The organism is Pauljensenia sp. 20925_1_25, assembly GCF_041433955.1.
Classification (GTDB): domain Bacteria; phylum Actinomycetota; class Actinomycetes; order Actinomycetales; family Actinomycetaceae; genus Pauljensenia.
In genome coordinates this window covers 12,866-27,200 of the sequence record NZ_JAPWCL010000013.1, presented here as the reverse complement: position 1 = coordinate 27,200, position 14,335 = coordinate 12,866, and the positions used below count along the sequence as shown (strand labels likewise).

The following is a 14,335-nucleotide window of genomic DNA, read 5'->3' as shown; positions in this document are numbered from 1 at the left end:
GTGAAGTGCACCGCCCCGGGCGGCGTTGCGCGCGGCTCGGCTGGTACCGTGTTGGGCAGAAAAACGCCCCGACGAAAGGGATGAGACGTGAACAAGCGGACCTTCGCCGCCTTCGCTACTACGGCCACGGTGGCCGCTCTGGCTATGAGTGCATGCTCGCCGACGCCCGGCGCTACCCCGGCCGCGTCCGCGAAGGTCTGCGCCGCTACCTCGAGTGCCCACATGGACCCCGCGACGGACCCCGTCGCGCGTGCCCTCGCGGATGCCGCGAACAAGGCGTCGATCACCTATCAGGCCGGATCGGGTGAGGCAGCACCGGCCTCGCTCGCGGCCTCCGGCTGCACGCTGATCGTCGGCACCGACTCCACCACGGCCTCGTCTCTTTCCGAGGCCGCGCGCGCCAACCCGAAGGTCCGTTTCGCGCTCGTCGGTGCCTCGTTCACGGATGCGAAGAACAATCCCACCTCCCTCAAGAACGGTTCCGTCATCAACGTCAGGGCCTCCGAGGCCGCCTACCTGGCTGGCTACGCGTCGGCCGGCATGACCACGACGGGTACGCTTGCTGTCATCGGCGGGTCGCGTGACAACGTCACCGCGTCGCAGATGGATGCTTTCGCGGAAGGCGTCGACGCCTACAATCTTGCGAAGGGCACGTCTATCACCATCCTGGGGTGGAACAACGCCTCCAAGGAAGGGACATTCGTCGACAGCGCCGAGAACGTTGAGGCTACTGCCGCCAACTTCATTGCGCAGGGTGCCGACATCATCTTGCCCCTCGCTGGAGAGAACAACGCGGGTGCCGCGCGCGCTGTCGCTGCGGCTGGCAACCCGATGGTGCGTCTCATTTGGTCGGGCTTGACGAAGGCTGACCTTAAGGGTCTGACTCGCGACGAGGCCGTCTCCGCCGAGTCGCCCATGTCGGGCCAGGCCGGTCCGCAGGTGGTCGAGCAGGTCGACACGCAGTCTTTCTCCGACTCGTTCAGCTACATCCAGATCACCGACGCGGTGCGCTCGTCTATTGGTGCGCCCGTGCTGACCGGTATTGTTCTCGACTACTCCGCTGCAATGGACACGCTCATTTCCGATGCCACGGCAGGCGCGCCTGCGTCGACTGTCCCCGTGTCGCTAGTGTCCGGCGGCGTGATCCTCACCGGATTTGGTGCCTACACGCCGATGCTGTCTTCTGACCTGAAGCTGGGCCTGTCCGACATGGCCGGCCAGATCGAGACGGGCGGCATGGTGATTTCCACGCCTTTCGACGTGTGAGGTGAAACGTGCTGTGAGTGGTGCCCCGGGCGCGAGAGCGCCCGGGGCACCATTGTTCGCGCCAGGGGTGCGTCGTTAGATCGCCAAGTCGAGGGGTAAATCGGCGATGTCACGCAGACGCTGACCGTCGATGAGGTTGTCCAGCGTCTTAATGGCCTCGGCGTTGCTTGAGGCGTGGGTGGCCTCGACCAATTCGGGAAGCGCGACATGATACATGGTGTCGATGTCGCCTGTTCCCAGTGCGAGGGAGGCGAGCCTCGACGGTGCGGGTTCACCCGTGACAACCATGATGTGCGGGGTGCGACCTTTGCGATTCCGGATCAGGTTCAACGCCTCAGAGCGAGCGTTTTGAGCGCGATCCGAACGCAGCGTCCACTTGCATGAGATGACCGCGTGCACGATGGGGGCGTGGGAGTAACGAGAGATTAGAGGAGAATATTCAGCGGCCCCGTCAATGACGATCCCGGACTCCGCCAATACCTGTGGCTGAACGGGGTGACGCAAAACCAAGACGTCAGGAGAGATATCGTAGGAGTTACCGAGGACGGTCGCCAGCGTCGGATTCCGTGCAATCGCCTCAGTCAGTTCGCTCAAGTGGCGATAGGGTTCAAACTGGGCAAGGAATTGCCCCTGACGCGTGCTCCCAACGTTGAGGACCTCCCACTGGCCTGGACGCAGCACGGACAATGCGGGGAAGGTTGCACTGACGAAGGCAGCGACTGCCGCCTCAAAGTTCTTGCCGGCACTTTGTCCGTCCAGCTTGCGTACGCCTTCCGCAGCACCGAGGCGACGGGCGATGGACAGTGCGACCTCGCAGGACAAACGCTGAGACTTGTCGGCGTTGCTTGCCACCCCCTCCGCGTTAATCGACAGAGTGCGCGTCTGCGTGAGCTGACGGTGGAAAAACCGACGCTCGTCGAGGAGATTGATGCTCATGCGACAGCCTCCTGCCCACGACTGTCTGCCCTGAGAGCAGAGGCGATTGCGATGCCAACCGCGCGGGCAACTGGCGGTGGGAACGCGTTGCCAACCTGACGGTACGCGTTAGTCTTCGCACCCGTGATCGCCCAATCGTCGGGGAATCCTTGGATGCGGGCGGCCATGCGGACCGTCAGGCGTGGGTCCCCCTGAAAGTCAGGATCAGGGGCCTCGGGCGCAATCGTGGAGCCATTGACGCCCAGCTCAGCCCAAGCGCGCCTGGCTCGGGTGGGTCCCAGGTCGGGACCGCCGTGCTTCTTGGAGCCACCCACGAGCGTCGGTGCGATGCGATTGGCGCGTTTCGCCCACTGTGCCGCACCCGTCCAACCGCGCGCCGCCATCAGGTCGCTGAGCGCCTCTCCGACCGTGGGTGGCGCTTCGGACAGGGGCTCGGGGTACTCGAAGGAAGCCTCAATATCCTCACGGAATCCAACGGCAATGACGCGTGGACGCAGCTGCGGGACACCGAAATCAGAGGCTTGAAGGAGCTTCCATTGGAGGGAATAACCGATCTCTCGCAGGTGCTCCTCGACTCCAGCACGGTACTTCTCGAACTTTGGGTCCAGAAGCCCGCGTACATTCTCGATCATGATGGCGCGCGGCCGCACGATGCGTACAAGCTCAATCATGGCGGGGAAGAGATCGCGCTCGTCATCGGGGCCTAGCTGCTTGCCCGCGTAGGAAAAAGGCGGGCAGGGCACACCGCCAGCCACCAGGTCAACGCCAGCGAAGTCGTGAGCGTGCTCCTTGATCCAGGGAACAACGTCGCCCTCGATGACGTTCCATGCCGGACGGTTCTCGCGCAGCGTGTTACAGGCGTGGTGGTCGATTTCGACGACGGCCACGTGATCGAAGCCAGCCTGCTCGAGTCCGAGCGCCTGCCCGCCCGCGCCCGCACAGATCTCGATCGATGTCAGGGGCATGTCCCACCTTCCGCCGCTTTGTCTACCGGACGATTGTAGGGGAGCGGCGAATGCGGAGGGCTGATCAAAGCGCGAAATGGCGACCAGAGGTGGGGTGTTCTCACTCATATACGCAGGCTACGGGTGAGCATGCACATCTGCGTCCCCATGTCTTCACCTCATGAGGACGTAACTCGGCCTACCGCTTAGCACGGCGCGAGGAGCGCGAGGGCCGCGCCTGCACTGATCGCGTCGGCGTCCATAACGAAGGCCGGATCCACGCAGTACAGTCCCCGGCCCGCCGGGATCGCGGGACTCGTTGCCAGCGCCTCACCCAGGGCGGTACGCACCTGCTCCTCGGACAGAGAAGAACAAAGCGTTCGTCCCTCGCAGCACACGCGCAGTGACAGGCCCGCCCCGGCCTCGTCAATGGGGACGCCCAGGCGTTCCAACAGGGAGGTCAGGAGGCCCGTGGGGTCCTCGACGGACACGGGTGTGGGCACGTGCGTGGTGTCGGATAGGGATGAGATGCGTGAGACCGTGCGATCCACGTAGGCGCCGATCATGCCCTCGCCCACACACTCCCAGCCCCCCTCGGCGCGGGGGAGGGCGGCCTCGTCGCTGACCGCGGCCGCGGCCTCGTCGATGAGAGAGAGTTCGGCCTCGGAGGCGAGCGCACCCTCACGCGAGCGGTCGACCGCGCGCCCACCCAGATAGATCAGTGCCTCGCCGCTGCTGCGGATGTAGAGCGCGCCGTCGGCCATGACCATGCGCACCGAGAAAGCCGTCAGCGGTGCCGGTAGTGCGCGCGGCATGAGCAGAGCATGACCGCCCAATCCTTCGATGATTGCGGCACCATCGCGGGCAAGATCCCCGGTGTGCGAAGCCTCGTATCCGATGATCAGGCGGAATCGACCACGGGTAGCGGCGGACAAGAAAGAAGCGATACCCGCAAACAGCGACGGGCCAGCACAGCGTGTCATGTGCTGAGGGTAACACTATGAAGCGGACTCGCAAAAACGGAGTGAGACGAAGAGGTTGCGTCTCTCGCACAGCGTGCGCACAGACGCAGGTGGGGGAGTGCGCCGGTATCCTGGAAGCAATCACAAAGGAGGACCCATGCAGCTCACGGACGCGACCGATGCGCTCTCGCTGACGCGCCAGATGATCGATATCCCCTCGGTGTCGGGAGAGGAAGGACCCCTCGCGGACGCGGTCGAGGCGGCGCTGCGTGGCGCGGGCTTCGGCTCGGTGGACACCCTGGAGATCCTGCGCGACGGGGATGCGGTGTGCGCGCGGACCCACCTCGGGCTGCCGCAGCGCGTCGTCCTTGCCGGGCACCTGGACACGGTTCCCATCGCTGAGAACGTTCCTGGACGCCTCGAGGTGCGCGACGGCGTCGAGGTCGTGTGGGGGCGTGGCTCAGTCGACATGCTCGGCGGCTGTGCGGCCGCCCTAGCTCTCGCATGCGAGGCCGGTGCTGTGATCAGGGGCGGCGCACGCGAGGCGCTCACCGCAGACGTCACGTGGATTTTCTACGACCACGAGGAGGTCGCCTCGCACCTCAACGGCTTGGGCCGCATCCAGCGCCTGTACCCGCAGTGGCTCGCCGGCGACCTCGCTCTGCTGGGCGAACCCACTGCCGCGCACGTCGAAGGCGGCTGCAACGGAACTCTGCGCGTCATCGCGCACTTCCCGGGACGTGCCGCGCACTCGGCGCGCGCCTGGATGGGCGTTAACGCGATTCACGCGATGGCCCCCGTCATCGAGCGTATCGTGTCCTTCGGTAACCCCATCGAGGTGGTTGACGGCCTCGAATTCCGCGAATCCCTCTCCGTCGTGCGCGTCGAGGGCGGCATTGCGAACAACGTCATCCCCGAGGCCGCCTCCATGACCGTCAACTACCGCTTCGCGCCCTCCAAACGCGCCGACGACGCCTTGGAATGGGTGCGCGGTCTCTTCGAAGGAACCGGCGCAACCATCGAGGTCGATGACCTGTGCGAGGGTGCGCGGCCCGGGGCGGACTCGCCCGTCGCCGAGCGCTTCCTGTCCGTCGCCCGTCGCGTCGCGGACGAGGCCGGGGTTCAGCTCGCGCTCAGCGCGAAGGTCGGGTGGACGGACGTTGCCCGCTTTACGCAGGTGGGAGTGCCCGCGATGAACTTTGGGCCGGGCGATCCGCTACTCGCGCACACGCGCGACGAACACGCGCCCGTATCGGATATTGTCAGGGTGCACGAGACCCTGCGTGCCTTCCTGCTCGCGCAGTAGCGGGCCAGGCACGCCGCGCCCCACCCACGTTGACCGTCAGGAGAGACCATGACTACCCCTGAAGAGACCTACCGCCGCGGATCCGTCGTTCTGCGCGGGGACCAGATCCCGCGCCTGACGGCCGATGCTTCGCTGCTTCAGACCGAACACAGCGCGGACTGGAAACACACGGACCCCTGGCGCGTTCTGCGGATCCAGTCCGAGTTCGTCGAAGGGTTCGAGGCCCTGGCGAAGGTCGGCCCCGCCATTTCCGTGTTCGGTTCCGCGCGTACGCGCCCGGACGAACCCTGGTACCAGTGTGCTCAGCGGATCGGCGAACTCCTGGTTCAGCGCGGCTACGCGGTCATTACGGGCGGTGGCCCGGGCGTGATGGAGGCCGCGAACCGTGGCGCGTGGGAGGCAGGCGGTATCTCCGTGGGCCTGGGCATCGAGCTGCCGCACGAGCAGGGCATGAACCAGTGGATCAACCGCGGTGTGAACTTCCGGTACTTCTTTGCACGCAAGACCATGTTCGTCAAGTACTCGCAGGGCTTTATCGTCATGCCGGGCGGTTTCGGCACAATGGACGAACTCTTCGAGTCGGCGACCCTGGTACAGACCGGCAAGATTCGTTCCTTCCCCCTCGTGCTTGTGGGCACCGAGTACTGGTCGGGCTTGGTCGAGTGGATCCGTTCCTCGATGGTGGACGCGGGCATGATTTCTCCGGGTGACGTCGATCTGCTGCACGTTGTTGATGATCCGGAGGAGGCGGTGCGCCTGGCGACGGGTGCTTAGTTGCTGATGCGTGAGTGTGAGGGGGGTTGACGAGGAGAAACCGTTCAATTGCCACACAAAATTAATCTGATGGCTGAGTTTCTATGTGTAAGGCTGTGTAACCTGCCAAGGAAAATTATCAGTTATCCGGTAAGATTGATGAGGTGCTCCGCCGCAGGTGGCGGCGGCAGAACTCTGAGAAGGAGCCCTCAACATGGCAGCGATGAAACCTCGCACGGGGGATGGCCCCCTCGAAGCGACCGCTGAAGGTCGCGGCATTGTCGTTCGTATTCCCACCGAAGGGGGCGGTCGCCTCGTTATCGAGATGAGTCCGCAGGAAGCCGGCGAACTCGCCGCGGTGCTGACTGCGGCAATCTGAATAAGCAGAACTGCGGTGGGACGGGCATGGCCTGTCCCACCGCTTTTGTGTCGCCGTTTGGTGCCTGCGATGTGTCTCCCCGTGTTGCGTCCGGTGTGCGGCCGCCGCGGTGCCTGTGGTGTCCGGCCGCTGCGGGGCCTGCTATTCGGGGCCTGGGACCTCTCTTCCGCACGTGAACCCGCTGATCGGAGCGTCGGCGGGGTTGCCCACGTATGGAACAGAGGGTTTGCGTGCGGAACAGAGGGCGCCCAGATGGCACGCGAAGCGCCGTCAGCGCTTGACTGCGACCGCCAGGCCATCTCCGACGGGCAGGAGGGTGGGCACGAACTCATCGGAGTCTCGCAGGTAGTTGACGACCTCGCGGGCGACGACGGTGCGTGCGTCGCGGCGTGCGGGGTCGGCGACCTGGTCGTGCCACAGGGCGTGCACGAAGGCGATGGTGCCGCCGGGACGGACAATACGCACGGCGTGGTCCAGGTACTGCGGTGTCTCATCCAGGTCGCCGTCGAGGACAACCATGTCGTAGCCGCGCGCCGCCATACGGGGCAGCACGTCGAGGGCGCGCCCGGCGATGAGGCGCGTGCGGTGGGAGGACAGGCCGGCGGCTGCGAAGTTGCGGCGTGCGTAGCCCAGTAGCTCGGACTCGACGTCGATGGTTGTGAGGACGCCGTCGCGGGCCATGCCGTCCAGGAGCCACAGGCCTGACACACCGGCACCCGTGCCCACTTCGAGGACTGCGCGCGCGCCTGCGACGGCGGCGAGCATCCGCAGGGCGGCTCCGGTACCGGAGGAAACGGGGGCGGCTCCAAGTTCGGATGCAACAGCGCGCGCGGCAGCCAGAGCATTGCTCTCTGCCACGTAGTCTTCGGTATACACCCAAGTCTGGGCCTTATCCGCCATCGCTATCCTCACGTTTCCTCGGTCGCCTCGGGTAGGTGCGTCCACACGTGTGCGCCCCTCTCCAGCCATCAGGGTACAGGCGAGGCGTGACGCGGGCGCGTTGGCGCTCCGGTCTCCCGCTAAAAAGGAGACGACACCAAAACGCGTGCGTGCTGAAGGCCCTCGAAAAGGAGGGACTCTGCGCGACGCAACCACGGCCTCGTCGATGAGGACGAGGCCGTGGTGCGCGCTGACGGGGCTTGTCAGTGCCGGATGGGGGAGACCCCGAGGGGGCGCCCGGCGAGGCCTCGGTTGACCGACGCGAGGGTCATGCCGAGGGCGGTGAGGACCTCGGCGGCCGGCCCGGAGGCGACGGCGACGGGTTCGCCGCGGTCGCCGCCCTCGCGCAGCGCGATGTCGAGGGGCACCTGGGCCAGGAGCGGCACCGAGTAGCCGAGCTGGGCGGTCAGGCGCGCGGATACGGATTCGCCGCCGCCCGCGCCGAAGATTTCCAGGCGCGAGCCGTCGGGCTGGGGCAGGAAGGACATGTTTTCGACGACGCCGATGACCTTCTGGTTCGTCTGGGCGGCGATGGAACCGGCGCGCTCAGCGACCTCGGCGGCGGCGACCTGCGGTGTCGTCACAACGAGGATTTCGGAGTTGGGCAGCAGCTGGGCGATGGAGATCGCGACGTCACCCGTGCCGGGAGGCATATCGATGAGAAGGACATCCAGGTCGCCCCAGAAGACGTCGGCGAGGAACTGCTGAAGGGCGCGGTGCAGCATGGGGCCGCGCCACACGACGGCCTGGCCGTCGGGCACGAACATGCCGATGGAGATGACCTTGATGCCGCCGACGCCCACGGGCGGGATCATCATGCCGTCGATGACCTGCGGGTCATGGTCGACGCCGAGCATGCGGGGAATGGAGAAGCCGTAGATGTCGGCGTCCATGACACCAACCTTGAGGCCCTGCGCGGCGAGCGCGGCGGCCAGATTCGCGGTCATGGAAGACTTGCCGACGCCTCCCTTACCGGAGGTGACGGCGATGACGCGGGTCAGTGAGTCGGGACGCGAGAACGGGATTTCGCGCTCGGGGCGACCGCCGTTGAGTTTTTCGCGCAGCGCCTTCTTCTGGTCCTCGTCCATGACGCCCATTTCGACGGTGACGTTCTCGACGCCGTCGAGGGCACCCACGCGCTCGGAGACGTCCTTCGTGATCTGGGTGCGCAGCGGGCACCCGGCGGTGGTGAGCAGGACCTTGATCGCGACGGACGAGCCATCGATGGTGACCAGGTCGGGGGTCACCATGTTGAGGTCGGTGATGGGACGACGGATCTCGGGGTCGATAACCTGGCCGAGAGCGTCCATGACGGATTCAAGCGTGACTGGCATGGACTCCACTCTACTGGCCGGTGCACCCATCTTCTAGGGGGGAGGTTAGTCGGCCTGAGAATGTCCTTCCGTGTCCTGGTGACCGTCCGTGTCGGTGTCCGAGGCCTTGGCGGCGTCCGCGGCGATCTCGGCTCGCAGATCCTCGAGCATGTCGCGCAGTTCGGAGCGCACGAAGTCGCGCGTGGCGACGTCCTGGAGGGCCAGGCGCAGGCCGGCGATCTCACGGGCCAGGTACTCGGTGTCGGCGAGGTTGCGTTCGGCGCGCAGGCGGTCCTGTTCGGCGACGACGCGGTCGCGCGCGTCTTGGCGGTTCTGCGCGAGCATAATGAGCGGGGCCGAGTACGAGGCCTGGGTTGAGAACGCGAGGTTCAGCAGAATGAAGGGGTAGGGGTCCCACGCGGATTCTACGCTGATACCAGCGAGCACGAGGTTTGCGGTAATCCAGGCGACGACGAAGATCGTCATGTAGAGGACGAAGCGGGGGGACCCCATGAAGCGTGCGGTGGCCTCGGCGAAACGACCGAAGCCGTCGCCTCCGCCGGAGCCCGGGCGACGGAAGAACCCGCGGCGCTTTTCGAGCGGGTTGTCGAGACGATCAGCCATCGATGCTCCTTGCCATCATGCGGTCGGTGACGTCGTCATCGAAATCGCGCCAGTCTTCGGGCAGCAGTTCGTCGAGCACGTCGTCGACCGAGACGGCGCCGTGTAGGTGCCCGTCCTCGTCAACGACGGGAAGAACCGTCAGGTTGTAGGTGGCCAGCAGTCGGGTCACCTTCGCGATGTGCGCGTTGGGGTCCACAGCCTCGATGTCGCGGTCGAGAATCGTGCCGAGCAGGGTCTGCGGTGGTTCGCGCAGCGCGCGTTGGATGTGGACCATGCCCAGGTATTGGCCGGTTGGGGTCTCCTGGGGTGGGCGCGCGATGAAGGCGACGGTTGCGATGGAGGCGGGGATGTCCTCGCGGCGCACTGCGGCGAGCATCTGCGCGACGGTGGCGGTGGGGCCGAAAATGACCGGTTCGGTGGTCATGAGCGAACCCGCAGTGGACTCCTCGTAGGTCATGAGTCGGCGCACGTCCTCGGCCTCTTCGGGTTCCATGAGGGCCAGCAGGGACTGCGCTTTGGCGGTGGGTAGTTCGGCGACGAGGTCGGCGGCGTCGTCGGGCTGCATGACGTCGAGAACGTCGGCGGCTCGTGCGGCCTGGAGAGCAGAGACGATCGCTACGCGGTCGTCGTCACCGAGTTCTTCGAGTACGTCGGCAAGGCGTGCGTCGGTCAGCTGCTGCGCAACTGCGATCTTGCGGTCCTGGGGGAGGCTGTGGATGAAGTCCGCGAGGTCAGCGGCGCGCATGTCCTCGGTGTACTGCAGCAGGGCGGTGGCTGATTGATTCGAGTTGGTCTTGAGCAGGCCTGACACCTCGGTCACGTCGACCGTCAGGGTCTCACCGCTGCGCGTGAAGCCGAGGGACGAGGTGCGCACGCGCTGGACGTGCAGCGTGGAGATCACCCAGTCCTTGGGGCGACGCTGACGCATGGCAACGTCGAGGATGCGCACTTGGCCGGAGCCGTCGTTCATGGTGACGACGCGGTCGAAGAGTTCGGATAGCACCAGGGTCTCGATGGGGCGCTGTGTGAAGGATCGGATGTTGAGCAGGCCCGTCGTGATGACCGATCCGGCTTCGATGGACGTCACGCGGGTCAGCGGCAGGAACACGCGTTTGCGTGGGCCGACCTCGACGACGAAGCCGATGACATTGGCTTCAGATTTCAGCCGAAAGATGACAACGACATCGTGAATCTTGCCGACTTGGTCGCCCAAAGGGTCGAAAACGCCGGTGCCGGCAAGCTTTCCGATGTAGACGCGTCGGCCCTTGGTGCCAACCTCAATAGATGCAATGCTCACTTAATCATTTTAGGCTGATGATGTTCAATGCGTCGTAATGGAGAACCGGTGCCGGGTGGACAATGCGTCCCACGCCACCGTTGCTGTGGTGATTGGAGAGAGAAATGGCCATTGTGATGGAACCGAAGATGCCGACGGGTACGGAGGTTGCGTCCTACCAGACCTACGCGCAGGCTCGAGCGGGTGTTGATTTCCTGTCCGATTACGGTTTCGACGTTTCGTCGATCACGATCGTCGGCACGGATCTGCACATGGTGGAGCGCGTGACGGGTCGCCTGACGATTGCTCGGGCGTCCATGTCGGGTGCGTCCAGCGGCGGATTGTGGGGTGCGCTTGCGGGCATGTTCATGTCCGCGGGGCAGAACGCTGGCGGCACGGGCACCTGGGTGGTGGGCGGCATCGTCATCGGTGCGCTTATCGGCATGGCCCTGTCTGCACTGGCGTTTATTCTGCGAGGCCGCAACCGTGACCTCCTGTCCTCTCAGCAGGTCGTTGCCGAGCGCTACGCGATCTTGGCGGCCTCGGACATCGACCGCGCGTTCACGCTCCTGCAGCGCACGCCAGGCAATATGGCGCGCCCTAAGCGTGCGCGCGAGGTGACAGAGCGCCCGAAGAAAGACTCTGTCGGCTTCTTCCCCGACGGACGTCCGCGTTTTGGCGCTGCGACCAAGGAGGGGGATATCCCGAGCGCGGCACCCGAGGCCTCGGCTGCGTCGAGCACGAACGAGGCCGTGGCACCCTCGCAGGTCACGCAGGCCGTCTCCCCGGTGTCCTCCGCGTCGGAGAGCGAAGCGGCGCAGACTGCGGCACCCGCTCAGCCCGCGCCCGCACAGCCCGCGCCCGCACAGCCCGCACCCGCTCAGCCCGCGTCTGAAGGATGCGACGACGCCCCGGCCTCGTCCCCTGAGGGAGACCAGGCCGAGGCGTCGGATCAGCGTTCCTAAGCGGCGCGCTTCCAGCGAAAAAATCCGCGCGGGGCGCGCTTAGCGTCCCTGGATACGCGCGATCCACTCCTCGACGTCTGCGATGGTGCGCGGGATGTCTTCGGAGATGCGCGTGACGGTGCCGTCGGCGTTCACCACGACGTCGTCCTCGATGCGCACGCCGATTCCGCGGTATTCCTCGGGGATCAGCAGGTCGTCGGCGCGGAAGTACAGGCCCGGCTCGATCGTGAAGATCATGCCCGGCTCGAGCAGCGCGCCTTGGTAGAGTTCTGCGCGCGCCTTCGCGCAGTCGTGCACGTCCAGGCCCAGGTGGTGGCTGGTGCCGTGCGGCATCCAGCGGCGGTGCTGCTGGCCGGTGGAGGCCAGGGACTCTTCCGGGGTGACGGGCAGGATGCCCCACTCGTACAGGCGGGCAGCGATGACCTCCATAGCGGCGTCGTGCACGTCCTTGAAGCGGCAGCCGGGCTGGTTGGCGCGGGCCAGGGCAGCCTCGCAGGCGTCGAGCACGGCCTGGTAGACGCGGGCCTGGACCTCGGTGAAGCGCCCGTTGACGGGCAGTGTGCGCGTGATGTCGGCCGTGTAGAGGGAGTCGACCTCGACGCCGGCGTCGACGAGCACCAGGTCGCCTTCGCGCACCTCGCCGTCGTTGTCGATCCAGTGCAGGGTGTTCGCGTGGTTGCCGGAGGCCGCGATGGTGTCGTATCCCAGGCCGTTTCCTTCCTCGCGGGCGTTCGCCGCGAAGGCCCCCTCGATGACGCGCTCGCCACGGCGGTGACCGATGGCGCGCGGCAGGACGCGGATGATGTCCTCGAAGCCGGCTTTGGTGACCTCGACCGCGCGGATCATTTCCCCGATCTCGTAGGCGTCTTTCTTGAGGCGGATTTCGGAGAGGCGTTCCTCGAGAGCCTCGTCTTCTTCGCGCGCGTCGTCGCCAAACGGCAGGGACGCCTGGATGCGAATCTCGTTGACCATGTCTTCGATCTGGGCGTCCACGCCGCGCACGATGCGTAGGCTCACCTGGCCGGCATCCTTGGACAGCGCGTCGCGCAGCGTGTCAATGTGGCGGGTTTCCAGGCCGGTCGCGGCCGAGACCTCTTCGAGCGACGGGCGCGCACCCACCCAGAATTCGCCGTAGCGCGGGTTGGCGTAGAACTCCTTGGAGGAACGCGAGGCGCGCGGCTTGAAGAACAGCAGCGCGGTGTGGGTGCCGTCCTCATTCGGTTCGAGCACCAGGACCGTATCCGGCTCCTTTTCGCCGCCCAGGCCCGACAGGTGCGCGAACGCGGAGTGCGCGCGGAAGCGGTAGTCGCAGTCGTTCGAGCGGACCTTGTAGGGACCCGCGGGGATGACGAGGCGCTCGCCGGGGAAGGGGGCACCGGCCTTGAGAGTGCGGTCGGTGAGGAAATCGGCGACGCGTTCACGCGTGGGCAGGTCAGTGGGGCGCGGGGCCCATCCGGAGCCGATGAACTTGCGGAACGCAGAGGACTGGGGCTGACGGGAGCGGCTTTCGCCTCGGTCGGCCATTGACTGGGATTCTTCTTCGCTCATGGGCCCATTCTACGGCTGTGAGCGCCCCGGTGGAGTGCCCGGGGGCATGACAAACCCCGGCCTCGTTCCCAGGTCGCGCGGCAGGCGCGGGGACGAGGCCGGGGCAGGTCGTGTGGGAGAGGATCAGTCCTGGAGGGTGAGCTCTCCCGCGATGGACAGGTCCATCCAGCGCTTGAAGTCCGCGCCGCGCTTGCCCTGCGAGAGCAGGAACACGGTCTTGGCGTAGAGGGCCTCGAGCGTCATGTCGTGCGCGCCGATCGCACCCAGCTGCGCCAGGGCGTTGCCGGCCTCGTAGTGGCCGAGCATGACCTCGGACTGGTAGCACTGGGAGGCGACGATGATCGGCACATCGGCGTTGGCGAGCTCGGCCAGGACATCCACCAGGCCCGGCTCGGACGCGGGGATGTTACCCACGCCGAAGGTGCGCAGGATGAAAGCGTCCGGGTGGGGCGTCGTCATCGCGCGCAGGCGTGCGGCGCTCATGCCGGGAACCACGTCGATGACGGCGACATCCTGGCGCGTGTACGGGCTGGGATCGGTCCAGCCGGTGCCCGGATGGGGAGCGCCGTACCAGCGCCACGGGGCACCCGTGCGCGCCATGGGGGACACGGAGGGCGACTCGAAGCCGCGGAAGGCCCACGACGAGGTCTTGGTGGCCCGGTTGCCGGCCAGGAGCTTGTGTCCGAAGAACAGCATGACCCCGCGTGCGTGGCGTGAAATCGCGGCGCGCAGCGCACCCGTGACGTTCGCCGACGCATCCGAGCCGACCACGCCGAGCGGGTACTGGGAGCCGGTCAAGACGACCGGCTTGCCCATGCTCGCCAGCGCGTAGGACAGGGCCGCGGCCGAGTAGGCCATCGTGTCCGTGCCGTGCAGGACCAGGAAGGCATCGGCCTCATCGGCGTGCGCATTGATGTCGTCGATGATGGCCTGCCAGTCCTCGGGAGTGGCCTCCGAGGAGTCGATGAGTGGGTCCAGCGTCGACATCGTGATGTTCGAGGCCAGCTCGATGCCCTCCAGCTGGGAGCCGAACCACCCCTGCAGGTCCGCGCCGGGACGCAGACCCTCCGGGGAATCGACCATGCCGATGGTTCCACCCGCATACGTGACGTGAAGACGCACGG

Annotated in this window: 14 protein-coding genes; 5 read left to right on the top strand and 9 right to left on the bottom strand. The window is 66.1% G+C overall.

Going from position 1 to position 14,335, the window contains the following annotated elements; genetic code table 11:
* Positions 1-87: 87 nt before the first annotated feature.
* A complete protein-coding gene (locus O3932_RS06875) occupies positions 88-1,266 on the top strand; it encodes a BMP family ABC transporter substrate-binding protein (protein WP_296503632.1) in 1,179 nt (392 codons plus the stop codon).
* Between the two features lie 75 nt (positions 1,267-1,341).
* On the opposite strand, the gene O3932_RS06870 is transcribed toward O3932_RS06875, so the two are convergent.
* The 3 genes from O3932_RS06870 to O3932_RS06860 form a co-directional block, all read right to left on the bottom strand.
* Positions 1,342-2,202 (bottom strand): NgoMIV family type II restriction endonuclease, encoded by an 861-nt coding sequence (locus tag O3932_RS06870; protein ID WP_296503635.1) that lies wholly within the window; start codon positions 2,200-2,202, stop codon positions 1,342-1,344.
* Positions 2,199-3,167 (bottom strand): DNA cytosine methyltransferase, encoded by a 969-nt coding sequence (locus O3932_RS06865; protein WP_299239673.1) that lies wholly within the window; start codon positions 3,165-3,167, stop codon positions 2,199-2,201. Before O3932_RS06865 ends, O3932_RS06870 begins: the two co-directional genes overlap by 4 nt.
* Before the next feature lie 185 nt (positions 3,168-3,352).
* Positions 3,353-4,129 carry a phosphomannomutase gene (locus O3932_RS06860; RefSeq protein ID WP_371537213.1) on the bottom strand — a complete coding sequence of 259 codons (777 nt, stop codon included), beginning with the start codon at positions 4,127-4,129 and terminating at the stop codon, positions 3,353-3,355.
* A 136-nt stretch (positions 4,130-4,265) separates the two neighbouring features.
* Here O3932_RS06860 and dapE point away from each other — a divergent pair, with 136 nt between their 5' ends.
* The 3 genes from dapE to O3932_RS06845 all read left to right on the top strand — a co-directional run bounded on the left by dapE (position 4,266) and on the right by O3932_RS06845 (position 6,546).
* Positions 4,266-5,414, top strand: coding sequence for a succinyl-diaminopimelate desuccinylase (gene dapE, locus O3932_RS06855; RefSeq protein ID WP_371537210.1), 1,149 nt, complete (start codon positions 4,266-4,268; stop codon positions 5,412-5,414).
* Between the two features lie 48 nt (positions 5,415-5,462).
* Positions 5,463-6,188: a TIGR00730 family Rossman fold protein gene (locus tag O3932_RS06850; protein ID WP_009647949.1), complete on the top strand. Its 726-nt coding sequence runs from the start codon at positions 5,463-5,465 to the stop codon at positions 6,186-6,188.
* A gap of 193 nt (positions 6,189-6,381) precedes the next feature.
* Complete coding sequence (locus tag O3932_RS06845) at positions 6,382-6,546, top strand: DUF3117 domain-containing protein (protein ID WP_009647963.1); 165 nt, start codon at positions 6,382-6,384, stop codon at positions 6,544-6,546.
* A 270-nt stretch (positions 6,547-6,816) separates the two neighbouring features.
* Here O3932_RS06845 and O3932_RS06840 read toward each other — a convergent pair whose 3' ends face one another.
* From O3932_RS06840 to O3932_RS06825, 4 genes are all read right to left on the bottom strand, one after another.
* A complete protein-coding gene (locus tag O3932_RS06840; RefSeq protein WP_034504737.1) occupies positions 6,817-7,446 on the bottom strand; it encodes an O-methyltransferase in 630 nt (209 codons plus the stop codon).
* 242 nt (positions 7,447-7,688) lie between these two features.
* Entirely contained in the window at positions 7,689-8,819 is a 1,131-nt protein-coding gene (locus O3932_RS06835; RefSeq protein WP_371537206.1) for an Mrp/NBP35 family ATP-binding protein, read from the bottom strand.
* Between the two features lie 45 nt (positions 8,820-8,864).
* Entirely contained in the window at positions 8,865-9,422 is a 558-nt protein-coding gene (locus O3932_RS06830; protein ID WP_009647261.1) for a DUF1003 domain-containing protein, read from the bottom strand.
* A complete protein-coding gene (locus O3932_RS06825; protein WP_009647264.1) occupies positions 9,415-10,719 on the bottom strand; it encodes a magnesium transporter MgtE N-terminal domain-containing protein in 1,305 nt (434 codons plus the stop codon). The genes O3932_RS06830 and O3932_RS06825 overlap by 8 nt, the downstream gene beginning before the upstream one ends.
* Positions 10,720-10,823: 104 nt before the next feature.
* On the opposite strand from O3932_RS06825, the gene O3932_RS06820 reads away from it, so the two are divergent.
* On the top strand, positions 10,824-11,663 hold the full coding sequence (locus O3932_RS06820) for a general stress protein (protein WP_371537203.1): 840 nt from the start codon (positions 10,824-10,826) through the stop codon (positions 11,661-11,663).
* A gap of 39 nt (positions 11,664-11,702) precedes the next feature.
* On the opposite strand, the gene O3932_RS06815 is transcribed toward O3932_RS06820, so the two are convergent.
* Both O3932_RS06815 and O3932_RS06810 read right to left on the bottom strand, forming a co-directional pair.
* On the bottom strand, positions 11,703-13,211 hold the full coding sequence (locus tag O3932_RS06815) for an aminopeptidase P family protein (protein WP_371537200.1): 1,509 nt from the start codon (positions 13,209-13,211) through the stop codon (positions 11,703-11,705).
* Positions 13,212-13,334: 123 nt separating this feature from the next.
* A complete protein-coding gene (locus tag O3932_RS06810) occupies positions 13,335-14,333 on the bottom strand; it encodes an asparaginase (protein ID WP_371537199.1) in 999 nt (332 codons plus the stop codon).
* Positions 14,334-14,335: the final 2 nt, after the last annotated feature.